Source organism: Paludibacter propionicigenes WB4, assembly GCF_000183135.1.
GTDB lineage: Bacteria > Bacteroidota > Bacteroidia > Bacteroidales > Paludibacteraceae > Paludibacter > Paludibacter propionicigenes.
This window is the reverse complement of sequence record NC_014734.1, coordinates 1,653,348-1,672,124: the sequence shown is the minus strand read 5'-3', so window position 1 is coordinate 1,672,124 and position 18,777 is coordinate 1,653,348. Positions and strand designations below refer to the sequence as shown.

Sequence of the window (18,777 nt, the reverse complement as noted above, 5' to 3'; positions counted from 1 at the left end):
TTATTGTTCTGAATCTTCAATAACGATAATATGAAAAACAAGGGAATTATTCTGTTTTTAGTTTTATTCTTTTCCTTTTCTGCTTTTGCTCAAAAAGGTACTGTAAAAGGAAAAATTTTCGATATTAAAAGTAATCAACCGTTAGAGTTTGCAGCGATTCTTATTCAGGGTACCGATATTGGTACTACGGCTGATGCAAATGGAGATTTTACATTTGTAGATGTGGAGCCGGGATTTAAACGGTTAGTCGTAAGTCTGACGGGCTTTCAGATAGCTGTTTCTGAAGAGTTTCAGGTACAGGGTAATCAAACCAGCTTCATAAATGTTGGTATGTCACAAACGCTGATTCAACTGGGGGAAGTGACTGTACGTCAAAATTTTTCAGCCAAGAAAATTGAAAGCCCTATTTCGGTACTTTCAGTAGGAGTCCAAGAAATAGAAAAAACAGCAGGTGCCACCCGCGATGTATCGAAAGTAATTCAAACATTGCCGGGGGTCGGAGCTACCGATCCGAATAGAAATGATTTGATAGTACGTGGTGGGGGTCCTTCCGAGAATGTTTTTTACCTGGACGGCATTGAAATTCCCACCATTAACCACTTTGCAACTCAGGGTTCATCCGGAGGTTCTATTGGTGTTCTTAATCCCGATTTCATTCAAAACATAGATTTTTATACAGGAGCTTTTCCGGCAGGTAAGGTGAATGCTTTAAGTTCTGTGATGGATATAAAACAGAAGGATGGCAGTAAGGATAAATTGCATACCAAGCTATCAGTAGGTGCTTCGGATGCTGCTCTTACGCTCGATGGTCCGTTAAGTAAGAACACCACTTTCATTGTTTCTGCAAGACAATCTTATTTACAATTTTTATTTTCCGCACTCAAATTGCCATTTTTGCCTACGTACAATGATTTTCAGGTAAAGGTAAAAACAAAGATTGATCAAAAAAACGAAATTACTTTTCTGGGTATCGGGGCTATTGATGATGATGCACTGAATACAGGAATTAAGAACCCGACCGAAAGTCAGGCTTATATTTTATCGTATCTGCCGACTTACAAGCAATGGAATTATACTGTAGGTGCAGTTTACAAGCATTTTGCAGACAGGTATTACGACACCTGGGTGCTGAGTCGTAATATGTTGCGTAATACCAATTTCAAATACAGAGATAATAATACCGATAGTGCTAAAATCTCCGATTATAAGTCGGATGAGGCTGAGAATAAGTTACGTTTTGAACGAAATTATCCTGATTTACCGGTAAAGCTATCATTTGGTGGAGGTGTAAAGTATGCTCATTATACCAATTATACCAATCGTGAGATATTCATAAATAATACAGTTATGTCTTTGCTTTATAATACGAAAATTAATTTATTCGGTTATCAGGCTTTTGCACAGGCGTCGAAGCAACTTTTAGACAACCAATTAAAACTTTCGCTTGGAGTAAACTTTGTAGGGACTAATTATAATGATAATATGATGAATCCTCTTAATCAGTTTTCTCCCCGTTTTTCGGTTTCGTACGCTCTTTCGCCAGACATAGATTTAAATGCCAACATCGGACGATATGCGCAACAGCCGGCTTATACGACCTTGGGTTATCGCAATTCTGCCGGTGATTTAGTGAATAAAAATGAAAACCTACGTTATACCATATCCAATCAGGCAATTGCCGGGTTTGAATATCGTCCGATGGGTAATATGAAGTTAAGCATGGAAGCTTTCTATAAACACTATGATTATTATCCGCTTTCAGTAGCCGATGGCATGAGTATAGCCAGTAAAGGAACGGAATTTGGGCAGGTTGGCGATGAAGAAATAATTTCGAGAGGTAAGGGACGTGCGTATGGAGTAGAAATACTTTATAAAATTATGGAAATGAAAAAGCTGAATCTGACAGCAACCTATACATTTTTCAGGAGCGAATTCACGAACTCAGCCGGGGTGTATGTCCCCTCATCCTGGGATACTAAGCATCTTTTTAATCTCATATCCAGTTATAAATTCAGGAATAACTGGTATCTGGCTATACGTTGGCGATATGTTGGTGGTGCGCCTTATACTCCTATTGATCCTGTTTCGGCCAATAAATCGGTTTGGAATGTAAGCAAGCAGCCTTTATTGGATTATACAAAGTTCAACTCGCTGCGACTGCCAAATACGCAACAGTTGGATATAAGAATCGATAAAGAGTTTTATCTGAAAAAAATGGTATTGAACTTATATGCTGATATACAGAATGTGTACAATTTCCAGACTCAGGGTGCTCCGATCTATACCAATCTGGATACCGGAACAACAGATGCATCAGGGAATAAAGTTTATTCACCCAATGTAGACCCGACAGATTCAAATAAATACCTTCTCCGGACGATAGATAATTTTGCAGGGAGAGTTTTACCAACAATTGGTATAATTGTTAAAATATAGCCCGTTTATTTTCAAACAAGATAGTCTTGTTTGAGGTTTGCTATTTATTTATTTCAGGATATTTAATTCTGTTGTGGTAGATGTTTTTGATCTTTTCCTTGAATACCGATTTTACGATTTCTACATCTAAAAATGAGATGGGAGCTTCTTTAAAAGCACCGTCGGCAATTTGTCCGTCAATCATGCTCTCCACCATTTCATCAATACTGGCATCGGTGTATTCTGATAAGCTTCTGGAGCGTGCTTCTACTGCATCTGCCATCATAAGTATGGCGGTCTCTTTGTTGTTAGGAAGAGGACCGGGGTATGTAAAAACAGCTTCGTCAGGTCTTTTATCCGGATTTGCATTAATGTAAGAATTATAAAAATATTTGGTCTTGCTAAACCCGTGATGCGTACCGATAAAATTGATAATTTGTTCCGGCAAGTGGCTTTTCTTGGCTATTTCAACTCCATCGGTCACGTGATTGATAACAATTTTAGAGGCTACTTCAAAATCGCACTCAGACAATGGATTCTTTCCTCCCATCTGATTTTCAATAAAATACTCTGGATGTTTCATTTTACCAATATCATGATACAGTGCTCCGGTACGAACAAGTAAACTGTTGGCATTAATTTTCTTTGCGGCTTCTGTGGCTAAATTCGAAACTTGCAAAGAGTGCTGAAAAGTACCCGGTGCTCGTTCAGAAAATTCCATCATTAAGTCGCTGTTGATATTGGTCAGCTCTACAAGAGTTACGCTCGAGATCAAATTAAAAATTTTCTCGAACAGGTAAATCAGTACATAAGCAAACAAAAGGAATGCACTACTAACGCCAAAATAAGCAATGTACTGCATATTAATACGTTGAATATCCCCTTCTGATATGCATTCAAAAGCCAGATACATAACTATGTAGCTTATGAATATATACAATGCGGTTTGCGCCAACTGCGAACGTTGCGACATATCTTTCAAACTCGAAACGGCTGCCATCCCTATGGTAATTTGCAAAAGGATAAACTGAAAAGCATTATCTACCATAAATGATATTGTCAGCACAGTGATAATATGAGCAAACAAAGCCGTTCTAGAATCGAAGAAAACCCGAATAATAATAGGCAATAACGCGAAAGGAACCATGTAGTAATTCAGCGTTGTAAAGCGGATAGTGAATGAAGTAAGACCCACAATCATAAGAATCAGCAACAAGATGAGAATTAAGTTGCCATTGTTTTCATAAATACGGGGTCTGAAAAGGTAAATGTATAAAAAAAGCAATAACATTAACCCAAATATCATGACAATTTCACCAATAACGGCAATGGATGATTGCTGTAATGATGAGTTGCGTTTTTCAGATTCAATTTTCAGGGAATGCAAAACCAGATAGATGTTGGGAGTAACGATCTCACCTCTACCGATTATTCTTTCACCAGACTGAACCATTCCGGATGTCAAAGAGAGGTTTTTTAGCAACTCATTCATAGACATAACAGACATGATGCTGTCATATTTTAGATTGTCAGAAAGATAAATGTTGATGTCATACGATTTTAGAGCTGCCGGCGCATCATTCATTATCTCTTCGTAAGCAGATTTAGGAGTATAAATATTCTTTACAGGAATAGCACGCGATAGTCTATTCGGCATAATACAGGAGATATTCTCTCTTTTTTCGTTGATTAATTTATTGTATTCATCAACAGATATAATTCCGGCTGAATAAATTGATTGGAATTTACGTACAATATAAACCGGGATATGAGGTGAACTTTCGCCTTTTTTTTGTAAATCGGCGTAAAGTTTTTTTAGTTGTCGGGTAATGATGGTAGTGTCAAGCTTAAAATAAGGATTGTAATCTTGCAGAATTTCGTCCTTTTCTTTAGCTATTTGTTGGTCGCTTTTGTAAATAGGGAAGTCGAACGATGCCGTGATTAATTCATATGACCATGGTTTACCTATTTCGAATTGATATTTAAACTTATCTTCCGAAGGGTATAGAAACACAATTAATATTACTAAACAAGCAAATAGTCCCGCTTTTAGTAAATTCTGAAGTTGTGATTGAGAGAAATTTATTTTCATAATGTAACTTGTCTTACGAAGAATTATTCTACGCTAAAAACTGCCGAAAAATACGAAAAAAATCCCTATTACAATTATTATCATTAAACTTTCGTTATTTTTGCATAAAAGTATGTCATCGTTTTAAAAACTAATCATTTATCTGTGTATACATGACCGGAATTGTAAACCTTCCACTTGTTCCCCTTCGTGAAAGTGATACCGAAAGTAGCGAAATGACTTCGCAATTGTTGTTTGGAGAATGTGTAGAGGTAATTAAAACACGTGACCAACAGTTTTTGTTGAGGAATCTGGCAGATAACTATGTAGGCTGGGTGGATAAAAAGATGATTAGAATTCTGAAGAAACACGAGGAACAAAGACTTACAGAATTAAACGTACATTGTGTCTGTACTCCTTTGATTGAAGGACAAAATGAAGAAACAGGTGAAAAACTGCTATTACCGGGTGGAAGCAAATTGCATTTTCAGGCAGGAACCGAGTTGAAAGTAAACAATAAGACATTTATCTTTGACCCGATAGATTCCACTGAACAAGTAGATAAAACAGGGGAAAGTCTGGTTCAACTGGCCAAGCAATATCTGAATGCTCCGTATCTTTGGGGTGGAAAATCCATTATGGGTATCGATTGCTCCGGTTTGGTGCAGGTTGTGTTTTCGATGTGTGGAATTCAGTTGCCGAGAGATTCATCACAGCAGGTAGAACTTGGTAAAGTCATTGATTTTCTGAACGAAGTAAAGCCCGGTGATTTGGCTTTCTTTGAAAATGGCGAAGGAGAAATTGTCCACGTAGGTATCTTGCTCAATTCACATCAAATTATTCATGCTTCGGGTTGTGTGAAGATTGAAACTATTGATTCACAGGGAATAATTTCGGAGTTTACAGATAAATACTCGCACAATCTTCGCGTAGTGAAGCGCATCTTCTAGGATGTGTTTTTATGTAATTACAATTTCCGGTATAAATTTATTTCAGCTTCCATGTAAGATTTTTCTATTACCTGCGTCTTGTAATATAGAAGGGGGAAACATTGAGAATGATTAACATGTAATCCCCGATTGAGTACTCAATAACGATATCGAAAAATTGTAGATTCTCTAAATCTGTATGAATTCACAACAGTTTAATTCTCAAATACTCGCTCTGTCCGATAAAATGTTTCGATTAGCCAAATCGATTCTTCGGAGTTCTGAAGCAGCAGAAGATGCTGTGCAAGAGTTGAGTATGAGGCTGTGGGAAAAGAGAAATAAGCTGGATGTTGTGGAAAATGTGCAGGCTTTTACATTGAGGGCTATGAGAAATCTATGTTTGGACACGTTGCGACAGCAACATGACGAGGACGAACTACCTGCAGAAATGGAATTTGTTGAACCTAATCCACATCAACAGGTTGAGCAAAGCGATTTAGCAGCAAGAGTTCGAGAAATGATTGATAGATTGCCGGAACTTCAACGAACAATAATCAGAATGCGTGATGTAGAAGGAATGGAACTATCGGAAATTGCTTTGATAACCTCGTTGACAGAGAATGCTGTAAGTGTCAATTTATCGAGAGCGCGCCAAAAAATTCGGGAAAAAATAATATATGAACAAAAACGTGTGGAGGAAACAGTATGGAAACGATGAACGATTTACTGGAAAAATATTTTAAAGGCGAAACATCGCTGGCTGAAGAACAAGTGTTGAAGAACTACTTCTTATCCGGACAAATTTCTGCTGAGCATGAGCTTTATAAAGCTTTGTTCGATACATTCGAAGATGAGAAGCAATATAAATTAACTGCACCCCTCAAGATGGTGGCAGATAAGCAATCTTCAGGGAAGCATATTTGGATTAAAACAGTCTCTTATTCCGGTATTGCAGCAGCTCTTATACTTGCTTTATGGGTTGTAAAACCAGCCAAACAGTCAGATACATTTGCGATTATATCAGGAAAAAAGATTGAAAGCCCTGAGTATGCACAAAAATATGCTGAAGCAAAAATAACAAAAGTAAATAATATGCTGAGGAGTAGTATGAAGCCAATGCGAAGTCTCTCCACTGTAAGAAAAGGCTTAGAACCTCTGCGCAAAATTTCAGAAACAAAGGAAAAAATAGAAGAAATTAAAAATAAAGTTCAATTTTAAAAGAATAGAAAAATGAAAAAAACGATAATGTTAGTCGCTATACTTTTTATGGTAGTATCGGCGAGTCAGGCACAGACTCTACAAAGTCTTTTTGATAAATACGGACGCGATGAGCGGTTTGAGTATGTTTCTGTAGGAAAGGGAATGATGAATATGGCATCGGCTTTTGGCGGAGTTGCTAAGAACGAGAAGCAAATGATGTCAAAGATGAAAGGAATTAAAATCCTGACTTTGAATGAAAACTCAGATTCACCGCTAATGAAATCGGTTGTTCGTGAACTCGATCAGATAATTGAAAAAGGCAACTTTGAAACGGCTGTAGAAACAAGAGAGAAAGGCGAAAGCGTTCGTGTGTACTATCGGGTTACAGGGAATGATAATGCAGAAATGTTGACAGTAACAAAAGAAAGAGGAGAACTTAGTATAATCTGGATTGTAGGTAAAATGACAAAAGATGAAATGATGAAAACATTTTCTTCTAACGGCGTGATGCACCAATATGGAATTCAAGAGAATCAAGAATCAGGAAATTCCTGAGAATTATTTTGTATATTAATCTTATGAAGATGAAGCCAACTCGTTGTGAAGCGGGTTGGCTTTTTATTTAAGGAAGCTCAGAATAAAGCCTACAAAGCCAATTCCGATGATAATGAGTCCGATAATCTGATTAATGATTTTAAGCTCCCTCATGTTTAGCTTATTTTTAAAGCGGCTAACTAAAAAGGTTAACAAGCTCCACCATAGTATCGCTCCACCCAAAATAGATGTTATCCCGATAACAGAAACAATCAGCGTGGTTTTATTTCCGATAAATTCGAAGCGTGCAAACAGTGCGATTAAAACGAATAGCACCAAAGGGTTAGAAAGTGTCAACCCGAACGAAGTCATGAAATCACCAAAGAGGCTGTGTTTGATAGTTTCATTTGGTTTTGGCTGAGTTGCGGGATTACTTCTGAAAATATACCAACCGAATATTGCCACTACAAAGCTGCCGGCAAGTTGAATCATCATTCGGTGTTCCTCAATAAAATCAAGAACAAAGCTTAAGAAGAATAACGTGATTACTGTGTATATTAAATCGGAAGTAGTAGCTCCAAGCCCGGTAGCTATACCATATTTCTGCCCTCTGTTCAGAGTGCGTTGAATAGTTAGCATACCAATCGGACCTAAAGGTACTGAAATGCATAATCCGATTAATATTCCTTTTATAATAATTTCAATCATCCGTTGCTTTATTGTTTGCTATGCAAAGATAGCTTTTTTTTGCAATTAAGTCCTAAGTTGAAATCCATTATTGAGGATTTTTATAATAACTTTAATAAGAAAACGTAGTTAATTTTAAAATCCAAAACTGTCGATTTTTCTATCAAATTTTTCAGCCTCTGCCGGTTTTTTAGCCAGAATTTGGGTTTCATTTCCCTCAATATAAATTGCCTGATAGGGTCTTGCCGGGCATATCGACTCACATGCACCACAACCAATGCAAATATCTTCGGTAACTTCGGGGATGGTGAGACCATCTTTGTAAGGGATCATGTGTACGGCTTGCGTCGGACAGTGTTCAGAACATGCCCCGCAGTCTTTTTCGTCAGTGAATACTACACATTTGCTTTTTCGGAACTTGGCCACCCCAATTTGTGTACGTTTTTTTTCTTCAATAGGTAGTTTTCTTAAGGCTGATGTAGGACATACGCTTGTACAAATTTCACACTCGTAAGTACAGAATGTATGAGTTGAAAATACTAAATGAGGCTGAGTGATGCCGCTAAAACCATATTGAAGAGCTGCAGGTTTTAAAACGTGCATCGGACATTTTGTTACGCAAAGCTGGCAGCCGGTACAGTGTTTATTGAAATGCTCAATATTTCCTGCTCCCGGAGGCATAATTGGTTTTCGGGTAAGCATTGCTTCGTTATTGGTAACAAGCTTTTTAGTATTGGCTAATGCTACTGTACTGAGTACAGCACCTGAAGCCAGTAAGAAAGTTCTTCGGCCGTTGTCAATATCACCGGTAGTGATGGTATGAGCTTTTTTAAACTTATAACGATTGTGGTATTTTATCCCGCCCTTTTTGCAGGTACTTATGCAGTTATAACAACTAACACAGCGCGAATCATCCACTTTCTTTGTGTCACTATTGATACAATTAGATTTGCAGTGTTTCTCGCACAGGCCACAATTGTTGCAATTAGACTCTTCTATGGAAATATGGAAAATAGAGATTTTTGAAATAAATCCAAGAGCAGTACCCACAGGGCAAATGGTGTTGCAATATAGTCTTCCTTTAAACCAGGACATTACAGTAACCAAAACAAAAAAGAATATGGAAATACCCAACGCAACAGGAACAAAACCTACCTGATCCACTTTATACAAAGTATAATTGTTCATTTTGCCCAGTATGTCTGTTAAACCGTTATTAGCCATAATGAACAATGGTCTGACCAGTTGGGATACGATACGACCGAACGTACTGTACGGATCGAGTAATAAAATCAGAGATGAGCTACCGCAGATAAAAACAATAGCCGTTACAACTAAAATTGAATACCGAATCAGATTGTGCGGTTTAAGAAATATAAATCGATATTGTTTCGCTTTTTTTCTGAACAATCTTGATTTCCATGATACAATGTCCTGATAAACTCCCAATGGACAAATTGTTGAGCAATATATACGTCCAAAGAGTAAAGTTAATACAACTAATGCAATTAGCATAATAACATTCAGCGACAAAAGTGCCGGTATAAGTTGTATGTCCAGAAACTTGTGTAGCTGTAGTGGTAATTTACCCGTAAAATCAATGAAAAATAATAAAATGGGCAAAAAGAAAAATATAGCTGAAGCTACACGTATTTTTTTTAAAAACTTCATGAAAATAGATTGAAAGGTAGTTTTACGTAATTTTTATTAGAGCTTAATTCTCTTTACGTTGAGTTTATCAAGATTTTGTGTCCCAACTCTCAGTTTTTCGGCAAGGCCTATGTGTCGTACATCTTTAATCTCAGTAGGTTGTACTTGAGAGAATAGCTTCATGGCTGCAGTGTCGGCTGCAACAAAATCGTGTGAAACAATCAATGATTTGAGAGTTACCACATCGGCTTCCGATTTACCTTGCGGTCCGTTTGATTTCATTATTCGATATGCATCAACGATATTAAGTGCCGGACTTTTGTGGAATGTGGCAATATCTGCAATGCTCTGGTGTAAATCATGGCTATGGAAAAATCCTCTGTCCCAAACTATTCCCATAAGATTTTTCATAGAAATAGAATTTTTAGCTCCTCCATGATGTTTCAATACAGGCATATTAAACCATACATCGCAATCCAGTAGTGCGCCGTGTATTTTCGCTTTCTTCAAACTGACGCCTCTTGGCAAATCTACTTCGCGGTAATATGATTCATTGTTGGCTGGTGCCATTTTTCCACCGGCATCAGTTACTGCTTTTTCAATTCCGCTGTTGGAGTAGCATTTCTTCCAGTCCTGACATGAATTGTCGAAGACAACAACTTCAGAAGCACCTGCACTTTTGCACAGTCTTACAAGCGTTCCTACCAGTTCGGGATTGGTGTTGGCCGCTAGTTCCGGCTTTCTGTCCCAGCCAATATTGGGTTTGATAACTACCTTCTGTCCTTTTTTTACAAAATGTCCTATGCCTCCCAATTCTTTCAATGCACGAGTAAGCATAACACCGGGTTCGCCACCCATAACTGCTACTAAATCGGGTTGAGATTGAACAGCTAAACTACTGCTATTGCTTGAAACAACCGAACCCAAAGCATTTGTTTTAAATACAGAGGCTAAGCCTACAACTGCTGCTGACTTAAAAAAATCTCTTCTTTTCATAATGTATTGACTTATTGGATTATAAAGCTATATGATATTAATTTACATCTTCAGATTCGATTGGTTTTCTTTTTACAACTAAGGCGCTTATTTCCCACAGCATATAAATTGGAAGAAATACAACCATCAGTGTAAACGGATCACCTGTAGGTGTTACTACAGCAGCCAGAATAAGTAGCAGAACTATTGCATGTTTTCTGAAACGATTGAAAAATCCGCGGTGCAAAATACCAAGTTGGGATAAAAACCACGAAAGCAGCGGTAGCTCAAAGACTAATCCCATCATAAAGCAGAGCATTAGAAAACTATCCATGTATGAATCTAATGAAACGCTTTGTTCAATGAATTTACTAAGCTGGTATCCGGCCAAAAAACGTAATGTAAGCGGGAAAACAATGATATAGCCTATCACAACTCCGATAAAAAACAATATATTTCCAAAGAAAAATGCCCAACCTGCATTTTTTTGTTCGTGGTTGTAGAGTGCCGGTTTAATGAAAAGAAACAGTTGATAAATGACAAAAGGAAAACTCAGCACCAAAGCAAACCAAAACGATGTTGACATGTGTATAAAGAACTGCGATGAAAGATTAATGTTAATAACTTTCACCTGAAATGTCCCCAAACAAAAATCAGGAAATAGAGCTATATGTTTGTTGGCTTCGTTAAACCATTTATATAGAAAGAAATCATTTCTGGTAGGAGCAAGAATGACCGAGTCGAAAATTTGCGGCATGTAAAGAAAAAATACCAACGACACTATGCCTATAAAAGCTGCAATTCGAAACAATGTTTTTCGTAAATCATCTAAGTGATCCCAAAATGTCATTTCATTGTCATTCACTTTGCTCATGAGTATTTACTTAGCAGCGTCTTTTTTCTCGTCAGTATTTACATCTTTTTTTATTTCAGTCTCAATTTCGTTAAGGCCCTCTTTGAAACTTTTAACTCCTTTGCCAATACCTTTCATTAATTCGGGAATTTTTTTTCCTCCGAATAATAATAATACAATTAAAGCAATGATAATTATTTCGCCGGCTCCTAAATTTAAAAATAATAAGTGATTCATGATTATGTGTTTTACTAGTTATACTTATGCTTGAAGTACATAAAGTGCTGTAAAAATACAACTATATTTTTATACAGAGAAAGCAAGATTGATAATAATTCAGATTCGTGCAGTTAAGGAAGCTTAATTTCGGATTAATTGGCCAATTTTATCTTAACCAACTCTTGCAGAGGCATTGCGTCAGATATATTTCTGATTTCAAGTTGCAAAGACCGACCCTCCATGTATACTTTCGACTCAGTTAATAGTTGTTTGATGTAATCAGGCAAGTTGCTATCCATGATTTTCCGATAGGCTTTATTGCCAAATATGAATGCTATTCGGAAATATCCATCTTCTGAACCTACAAAAAATACATTTCGTTTCTTGTTGAAAACTTTAATCGTCCAACCTATTTTAGCTCCATAAAACTTCCATTCCACGGAGCTTTCTCCAAATTCGGCTTTAATGAAGGAGATGATATCATCCAATATCTTTTTCGTTTCACCTAAAGCTGATGAGAGCATTTCGTCGGTAGGTTTTTGCAGTTTGTTGTTGAAGTAACCCGACATATTTGTTTGATATTTAATTTGTCAACTAATCGTCAGAAATGAAGCATGTTAGATGAAATGGTACAAGAAAATGATAGTTGCATCCAATGCGGTCTTCTTGTTTCCGTTTATTTCCATTGCAACTTCTATCTCGGCTTTGGTAGTTCCTCTTAGATTTTTCACTGCTTTCAGTTTGGCTCGCACGCGCACTTCGCTGTTGACTAACACGGGCTGGTTGAATCGAAGATTTTCAATCCCATAGTTTACAGTTAGTTTAGAGTTGTTTACTTCTACCACTTCATTCCACAGATAAGGTAGTACTGATAGATTTAAGTAGCCGTGAGCAATCGTCGTTTTATATGGACTTTCAGTTTTTGCTCTCTCAGCGTCAACATGTATCCATTGATGATCCAGTGTGGCATCAGCAAAAAGATTAATTTGTTCCTGAGTAATGGTAATATAATCTGATACCCCCAACTCTTTTCCAACGTATTGTTCTAACTCCTCAAAACTATTGATAACTATTTTACTCATTATAACTGAAAGGTTTAATTACAAAAGAAGCGATATATTGGTATTTCTACCGAGATACAAATGTACAGAAACTTTAGTTTTTATGAAATAGCAAATAATAGTTTTAGGAAACATTTTATTTATAATGTAACAATAGGATGGAGTTTTTTGTATGAAAGTCTTATTTTTTGAATTCTAATGTGGTTAATCGAGGAAAGAATCCTGATTTCATATAAAATGGCAGCACACTCTCATGACCATAGCTGACCGGTAAACGAATGGATGTGCAATTGCTTTTCTGAAACCACTCTTTGCTTCTTTCAATTAGCTCGCGCCCAATGCCTTGTTGTCTGAAATTTATGTCGACAAACAATGAATCTATTTCTGCGTTTTTATCAATATCAATTATTGATACACAGTATCCGATTGGAGTAGAATCATCCGTTTGAGCAACAAGAATGAAAATGTCGTCTTCCTGAAGCTTCATCCATTTAGAGCTTCGGGTTTCGAATGAAAAAGATTGATAATGCTCTTTAAAGTAAACTGAGTCAGCAAGGTGGATTTTGTTCAGCTCTTCCCAAAGCGGTTTTATCTCCGAAAGATGGGGGATGCTTAGTTGTTTATAGGTGATACTGCTCATATCCTTCTAGTTAGCAAGATATCGGAAATAGATATTGACAAAGAAATGCGTTATCAACGCCATGACGACTGCAAGTGAAAGTCCTCCTGTCATGATCAGAAAAAATTCATTTCGAGAGTTGACAGAACGATAGAGCTTTGGTAAAATCCAGATTGAATATGGTATATACAGGATGAGCGATGTTAACACTGCCGGAAAATATCGTTGTAAAACGATAGTCCCGGTTATGTGTGGAAAAATAGCATTAAACAGAAAAACTGATACCAGAATAATCAGAAGATTTCTCCTGCTCGACTCTTTGGGCTGAGTATTAGCCCACATAATCAGCACCCAAACTATAATCGTAATTAACCCTATAGCGAGAATCATGGAATTGGCGGAAGGGGGCTGAACAGCTAACGGGAAATCAGGGTGGTATTGAAAATGTGCAAAACCGATGGACTCTTCAATGTTGTGAAGTGTGAATAATATTCCGGCAATCAGTAATTGGTTTTTTAAATTCAATACGCTCATAACAATTTCCTGTTTTCTTATTTTGTTCTTTCAGAAAGAATTGCTTCGGTTATTAATACGGCTTCCTGCACGTATTTGTAGCAATTGCATTTAAACAAGTCTCGTTTTTGTATTTCGGCCATTCCTTCTGGGGTATTTATGTCCAATCCGTCCAATAAATCCCTGCAACAGATAGATTTGTTTTTGTCCTTAAACTTGCTTATAAGCTCTTGAGATAACTTGTAGGCATGAGCTTTGTCAGCTTCCTGCCCGTGTTCACCTTTACCAAATTTTAGTCCGATTGCCATTAATGCTCCGGTTACAGCACCACAGGTTTCCTGCATACGGGCAATGCCCGATCCAAAAGGACTTGCCAGACGTAGACAACTGTCTTTTGATAGGCCGAATTCATCTGCAAATACTGATAACACAGATTGTGAACAATTAAATCCGCTCTTGAATGTTTCGGCTGCTTGTATTGATTTTTCGCTCATGGTTTATTTGTTTTATATGGGTGTTGTGAAAAAATATGTTAGTTATAAAGAACCTATTTGTTGGCCATTCGGTGAAATTCGCGCAGTTGTTGCTTCTTCTCAGCACTAAGTTTAGTGGATTGTATACCTTCTATAGCTCCTTCCAGTCCATAGAGTAAATGAATGCATGCACCGGGATCAAGAGTCTGAAGGCGCAGAAAGGCTTGTTCGGTACCGACGGTTTGCAGTTCGGCGTAATTTAGGATGCCTACCTCCAGAAGTTTTGCTTCGGTGTCTTTTCCTATATTCGGTTGAAGAGATAAATCAGTTTTCATTGTATTTGTTTTAGTCGTTATCGTAAGCATCCAACGCCGTTTGCAGGCAGGAGGAAACACCTTTTAATCCACAAACAGTAAGAGTTATCAGTATGGTGTCTTTAATTTCTTCGCGTGTTGCACCAAGTTTTTTGGCCATTTTTACATGGAAAAATACCGATGTACTGTCGCCGGTCGAAGCTTTCATGCTTATGTATATTAATTGTTTTGTCTTGGCATCCAATCCAGTTGTCGATTTCAGCGCTTCAACCAAATTGTCAAATGCTTTTGCTACATCGGGAGCTTCGGTTTGGAATGTATTCAGGGTACTTTTCATTTTAATGTAATGTCTATTATTTTATTGCGTAATTAATTCTGATGGTAATGGAAGCTTTTTTGTTTTTTGATGACGTATTGAAGGCGCCTCCATAGCTGAAATCTTCATTGCTGTTGGGCGCTGTAATCTGGAAAACTCCCATGTCGGCTTTCAGTAGTTTTCCGAGCGCACCTCCCGAATTTTCGGCAATGGTTTCTGCTCTTTTCTTGGCATCGGCACTTGCTTTGGCCAGTAAATCTATTTTAAGCTCCGATAGTTTGGTGTAAAAATAGGATGGTTCTAAAGAGCTGATTTCTATGCCACTTTCGATCAGCTTGGTGACCTCGCGCGAAACGACTTCTACTTTATCTATGTTTTTGGACTCTACAGTAACCATTTGCGAAAGTTTATAGCCTGTAAATACAGAGCTGATTTGCTTACCCTGATCATTGTATTTAGTATCAAATTCTTTTTCAATGCTAATGGACGAAAATACAAATTCCTTTTCGGTAATACTGTTTGATTTCAAATATTGACGCACGTTGGCTTCGTCGTTTTTGATCAGCGCATAGGCTGCTTTCAGGTCTGACGATTTTCGTTGGTATTCGCCTCGCCATACAATCAAATCGCTGGCAAAGCTCTTTTCGGCCAGACCGGTAACTGAAATTGTAACTTGTTTTTTGAACTTGGCTTTGTAGGCACTTGCGAAAATTCCGGCTGTAACAATTATTGCCAAAGCGATAATAATGGTTGGCAGATTACTCTTGAGGGTGTGCAGGTTTGTTTTTGTTTCCATAGTAATGTAGTATAAAAGATGATTGTTTTTCTGTGGTTGTAAATCAATACCCCAAAGATAGAAACTTTGTTTTAGTTAACCCAATTATTTCTCAATTATTTGATCTGGGTATGAATGTTGTGAAATCTGATTAATAATTGAGGGAAAAACTAATCTTAAAATTGAGTATTCAGCTTATTTGTATGTAAAATAACTATTATATTTGCAATTGGAAATTTTACGTGAATATGCGGCAATAGCTCAGTTGGTAGAGCTTTAGCTTCCCAAGCTGAAGGTCGCGGGTTCGAGTCCCGTTTGCCGCTCTTGTTTTTTATTCTGATGGATGTCTCGATGGAGTCATCCATTTTTTTTATCTTGGCGGTTAACTTTTTTGAAGAAAATGATTCTTAACGGAAAGAAAATTTATATATTTGAAAAATTTTTATAAATAAATCATTTTTAGCCCTGATAATTAATTATGTGGAAAGATTTTTTCTATTTTTCCAAAGGTCAGCGAATTGGAATTATAGTACTCATAGCGCTTATTGTACTGGTGATTGTAGCTAATTATACGCTGTCATATTTTTTTACTTCAAGTCAGAAAGATGGTACAGCTTTTCTTGTAGAAGCCGATAGATTTAAAAAATCATTGGTCTCGCGTGATAGTGTCCGGCAGGCCGAATGGCAACAAAAATACGAAGCACGTCAGCGTGAATATGAAGAGAAATACAAGCATAACTCTTACTATTCATCTTCCGGATCTTTCGATAAGAAGATGACGTACACGCTGTTCCAATTCGATCCTAATACGATAGACTCTATTGGGTTTGTTCGTTTAGGGATTAAACCCAATGTTGCTTCCGGGATATTGAAATACAGAAAAAAAGGGGGTGTCTTTCGTTCCAAAGCCGATTTTGCCAAGGTTTATGGCATATCGCCCGAAAAGCAGAAAGAGCTGGAACCATTTATTGCGATAGCAGAAATAAAACAGGTAAAGACAGAGAATGTTTCAACCAAGCGAACGGATATTGTAGTAGAACTGAATTCAGCAGATACTACGCTGCTTATGCAGGTGAAAGGTATTGGGCGCGGTTATGCAAAAGCTATTGTGCGATTCAGACAACAAACCGGTGGTTTTGTTACTGTTGATCAGCTTAGCGAGATTTACGGCATGCGACCGGAGAATCTGGAGAGAATCAGACCGTATTGCAAAGTAAACCCTGACCTTGTGCAGAAACTAAGAGTGAATATTGCTACTGCCGAAAAATTAAAAGCGCATCCCTATTTCAACTTTTATCAGGCAAAGGCTGTTTATGAATTGAGAAGAAGAAAAGGAAAATTGAAAGACATAAACGATTTGAAAGTTCTTACTGAATTTACTTCGGAAGAGATAAACAGATTGAAACCTTACCTGAGTTTTGAGTGAGTGCAGAGTCTTGTTATTCCAATTTTTGACTACTTTTGTGGCCTTTAAAATGAATTAAAACTGAATATATATTGAAAACGATCTCCGGGAAAATTGTAGATGTGGTTGCACGTACTGTAAAGAAGGGTGTAGTCTGTATAGAGAATGGAAAAATAGTAGAAATAAAAGCGGCCGAGAATGTTGATGACCAGTATATATTACCTGGTTTTGTTGATGCGCATATTCACATAGAAAGTTCGATGATGTTGCCTGCCGAATTTGCCCGATACAGTGTAGTGCATGGTACGGTAGCCTGTGTTTGCGATCCTCATGAAATTGCCAATGTGTGTGGCATCGAAGGGGTAGATTATATGATTGAGAATGGGAAACAATCTCCTTTGAAATTTTATTTTGGTGCGCCATCCTGTGTTCCTTCAACTCATTTTGAGACTTCGGGAGCTGAGCTCGATGCTGGTGCTGTGGATAAATTATTGCAGCGTGATGATATTTATTTTCTGGCCGAGATGATGAACTTCCCGGGGGTTATTCATAAAAACAAACAGGTTCAGGCTAAACTGGATGCAGCAAAGCGTCTGGGAAAACCAATAGACGGTCATGCGCCTGAAATTTCGGGCGAGGATTTAAGGGCGTACGCTGCCGGTGGAATTACTACCGATCATGAATGTATGACTATTGCAGAAGCCGAGGCTAAAATAGCCCTTGGAATGAAAATTCAGATTCGCGAGGGCAGTGCAGCTAAGAATTTTGATGATCTGTTGCCGCTTGTAAGCAAATATCCTGATAAAATCATGTTTTGCTCCGACGATAAACACCCCGACGATTTGTTGCGAAACGGGCACATAAACTCTTTGGTTCGCAGGGCTGTGGCGCAAGGGTATGATGTGATGGATATTTTGCGAATTTGTTCGCTGACGCCTGTAAAGCATTATAAGCTTGACGTAGGATTGCTGCAAAAGGGAGATGCTGCCGATTTTATTGTGGTGGACAATCTTACCGAGTTTAATGTGATAGCAACTTATATCGATGGCGAGAAAGTTTCTGAAAACGGAATTCCTGCTTTTCCCCGTTACAGTCCAACAAAATTGCTAAATCAATTTAACGCTGAGAAAATCGGATTAGAGCAGCTTGTTGTAAAACCTATCGGTAAAATGCTGCGGGTTATAGAGGTGGATAACGGACAGCTAATGACTCGCCTTGTACTGAAAACTCCGAAAATAAAAGATGGAAATGTAATTTCAGATACTGAAAATGATATTTTAAAAATGGTGGTTTACAATCGATACCAACCGTCTAAACCCGCAATAGGCTTCATTAAAAATATCGGATTGAAGCGTGGAGCACTGGCTTCTACGGTATCGCACGACAGTCATAATATTGTAGCGGTGGGAACCTCTGACGAAGAAATTGTTTCGGCCATTAATCAGGTTATTGACAGTAAAGGTGGAATTTTGGCTTGCGAAGGTGATCGTGTTTGTCTGCTGCCTTTGCCTGTTGGCGGGGTTATGTCTGTCGACGAAGGTTCTGTGATTGCCCGACTTTACGAAGAAATTGATGCTATGGCTAAAGAGTTGGGATCAACGCTTAACGCCCCTTTCATGACTCTGGCCTTTATGTCATTGCTCGTAATTCCTGAACTCAAACTGGGAGACAGAGGACTATTTGACGGGAAAAATTTCAAATTTGTGGAGTTGATGGAGTAATGCTGAAATAATATTTTCAACGTATGCAACATTTTTATTTTTGATTG

The 18,777-nt window shown here is 37.7% G+C and carries 21 protein-coding genes and 1 tRNA gene; 8 read left to right on the top strand and 14 right to left on the bottom strand.

Annotation, left to right across the window (positions count from 1 at the left end; all coding sequences use genetic code 11):
• Positions 1 to 30 precede the first annotated feature (30 nt).
• Complete coding sequence (locus tag PALPR_RS07005) at positions 31 to 2,436, top strand: TonB-dependent receptor (RefSeq protein ID WP_013444915.1); 2,406 nt, start codon at positions 31 to 33, stop codon at positions 2,434 to 2,436.
• Between the two features lie 40 nt (positions 2,437 to 2,476).
• Here the strand turns inward: PALPR_RS07005 and PALPR_RS07000 are convergent, their stop codons facing one another.
• Positions 2,477 to 4,507, bottom strand: coding sequence for an HD family phosphohydrolase (locus tag PALPR_RS07000; RefSeq protein ID WP_013444914.1), 2,031 nt, complete (start codon positions 4,505 to 4,507; stop codon positions 2,477 to 2,479).
• 152 nt (positions 4,508 to 4,659) lie between these two features.
• Between PALPR_RS07000 and PALPR_RS06995 the strand changes: the two genes are divergently transcribed.
• The 4 genes from PALPR_RS06995 to PALPR_RS06980 all read left to right on the top strand — a co-directional run bounded on the left by PALPR_RS06995 (position 4,660) and on the right by PALPR_RS06980 (position 7,170).
• Complete coding sequence (locus PALPR_RS06995; RefSeq protein ID WP_013444913.1) at positions 4,660 to 5,436, top strand: C40 family peptidase; 777 nt, start codon at positions 4,660 to 4,662, stop codon at positions 5,434 to 5,436.
• A 178-nt stretch (positions 5,437 to 5,614) separates the two neighbouring features.
• Positions 5,615 to 6,133 carry an RNA polymerase sigma factor gene (locus tag PALPR_RS06990; protein WP_013444912.1) on the top strand — a complete coding sequence of 173 codons (519 nt, stop codon included), beginning with the start codon at positions 5,615 to 5,617 and terminating at the stop codon, positions 6,131 to 6,133.
• On the top strand, positions 6,121 to 6,633 hold the full coding sequence (locus tag PALPR_RS06985) for a hypothetical protein (protein WP_041620322.1): 513 nt from the start codon (positions 6,121 to 6,123) through the stop codon (positions 6,631 to 6,633). The genes PALPR_RS06990 and PALPR_RS06985 overlap by 13 nt, the downstream gene beginning before the upstream one ends.
• Positions 6,634 to 6,645: 12 nt before the next feature.
• Positions 6,646 to 7,170, top strand: a complete 525-nt coding sequence (locus PALPR_RS06980; protein ID WP_013444910.1) for a DUF4252 domain-containing protein — start codon at positions 6,646 to 6,648, stop codon at positions 7,168 to 7,170.
• 63 nt (positions 7,171 to 7,233) lie between these two features.
• On the opposite strand, the gene PALPR_RS06975 is transcribed toward PALPR_RS06980, so the two are convergent.
• The 13 genes from PALPR_RS06975 to PALPR_RS06915 form a co-directional block, all read right to left on the bottom strand.
• On the bottom strand, positions 7,234 to 7,857 hold the full coding sequence (locus PALPR_RS06975) for a LysE family translocator (protein WP_013444909.1): 624 nt from the start codon (positions 7,855 to 7,857) through the stop codon (positions 7,234 to 7,236).
• Positions 7,858 to 7,971: 114 nt separating this feature from the next.
• A complete protein-coding gene (locus PALPR_RS06970; protein ID WP_013444908.1) occupies positions 7,972 to 9,507 on the bottom strand; it encodes a 4Fe-4S binding protein in 1,536 nt (511 codons plus the stop codon).
• A gap of 36 nt (positions 9,508 to 9,543) precedes the next feature.
• Positions 9,544 to 10,482 (bottom strand): DUF362 domain-containing protein, encoded by a 939-nt coding sequence (locus tag PALPR_RS06965; protein WP_013444907.1) that lies wholly within the window; start codon positions 10,480 to 10,482, stop codon positions 9,544 to 9,546.
• A gap of 37 nt (positions 10,483 to 10,519) precedes the next feature.
• A complete protein-coding gene (gene tatC / locus PALPR_RS06960) occupies positions 10,520 to 11,335 on the bottom strand; it encodes a twin-arginine translocase subunit TatC (RefSeq protein ID WP_013444906.1) in 816 nt (271 codons plus the stop codon).
• A gap of 6 nt (positions 11,336 to 11,341) precedes the next feature.
• Positions 11,342 to 11,551, bottom strand: a complete 210-nt coding sequence (locus PALPR_RS06955) for a Sec-independent protein translocase subunit TatA/TatB (protein ID WP_013444905.1) — start codon at positions 11,549 to 11,551, stop codon at positions 11,342 to 11,344.
• Positions 11,552 to 11,685: 134 nt separating this feature from the next.
• Entirely contained in the window at positions 11,686 to 12,102 is a 417-nt protein-coding gene (locus PALPR_RS06950) for a DUF3788 domain-containing protein (RefSeq protein WP_013444904.1), read from the bottom strand.
• 48 nt (positions 12,103 to 12,150) lie between these two features.
• The gene (locus tag PALPR_RS06945; RefSeq protein WP_013444903.1) at positions 12,151 to 12,615 is read right to left on the bottom strand and encodes a MaoC family dehydratase; all 465 of its coding nucleotides are present in this window, start codon (positions 12,613 to 12,615) and stop codon (positions 12,151 to 12,153) included.
• A 160-nt stretch (positions 12,616 to 12,775) separates the two neighbouring features.
• Complete coding sequence (locus PALPR_RS06940; protein WP_013444902.1) at positions 12,776 to 13,234, bottom strand: GNAT family N-acetyltransferase; 459 nt, start codon at positions 13,232 to 13,234, stop codon at positions 12,776 to 12,778.
• 6 nt (positions 13,235 to 13,240) lie between these two features.
• Positions 13,241 to 13,747: an HXXEE domain-containing protein gene (locus PALPR_RS06935; RefSeq protein WP_013444901.1), complete on the bottom strand. Its 507-nt coding sequence runs from the start codon at positions 13,745 to 13,747 to the stop codon at positions 13,241 to 13,243.
• 17 nt (positions 13,748 to 13,764) lie between these two features.
• Positions 13,765 to 14,220 (bottom strand): C-GCAxxG-C-C family protein, encoded by a 456-nt coding sequence (locus tag PALPR_RS06930; protein WP_013444900.1) that lies wholly within the window; start codon positions 14,218 to 14,220, stop codon positions 13,765 to 13,767.
• Positions 14,221 to 14,273: 53 nt separating this feature from the next.
• The gene (locus PALPR_RS06925; RefSeq protein ID WP_013444899.1) at positions 14,274 to 14,534 is read right to left on the bottom strand and encodes a TfoX/Sxy family protein; all 261 of its coding nucleotides are present in this window, start codon (positions 14,532 to 14,534) and stop codon (positions 14,274 to 14,276) included.
• 10 nt (positions 14,535 to 14,544) lie between these two features.
• Positions 14,545 to 14,850: a carboxymuconolactone decarboxylase family protein gene (locus PALPR_RS06920; protein ID WP_013444898.1), complete on the bottom strand. Its 306-nt coding sequence runs from the start codon at positions 14,848 to 14,850 to the stop codon at positions 14,545 to 14,547.
• A 16-nt stretch (positions 14,851 to 14,866) separates the two neighbouring features.
• Positions 14,867 to 15,625: an SIMPL domain-containing protein gene (locus tag PALPR_RS06915; protein ID WP_013444897.1), complete on the bottom strand. Its 759-nt coding sequence runs from the start codon at positions 15,623 to 15,625 to the stop codon at positions 14,867 to 14,869.
• A gap of 229 nt (positions 15,626 to 15,854) precedes the next feature.
• On the opposite strand from PALPR_RS06915, the gene PALPR_RS06910 reads away from it, so the two are divergent.
• The 3 genes from PALPR_RS06910 to ade all read left to right on the top strand — a co-directional run bounded on the left by PALPR_RS06910 (position 15,855) and on the right by ade (position 18,730).
• Positions 15,855 to 15,927, top strand: a tRNA-Gly gene (locus tag PALPR_RS06910).
• 155 nt (positions 15,928 to 16,082) lie between these two features.
• Positions 16,083 to 17,030, top strand: a complete 948-nt coding sequence (locus PALPR_RS06905) for a helix-hairpin-helix domain-containing protein (protein ID WP_013444896.1) — start codon at positions 16,083 to 16,085, stop codon at positions 17,028 to 17,030.
• A 71-nt stretch (positions 17,031 to 17,101) separates the two neighbouring features.
• Positions 17,102 to 18,730 carry an adenine deaminase gene (ade, locus tag PALPR_RS06900; RefSeq protein WP_013444895.1) on the top strand — a complete coding sequence of 543 codons (1,629 nt, stop codon included), beginning with the start codon at positions 17,102 to 17,104 and terminating at the stop codon, positions 18,728 to 18,730.
• The last annotated feature ends 47 nt before the right edge of the window (positions 18,731 to 18,777 follow it).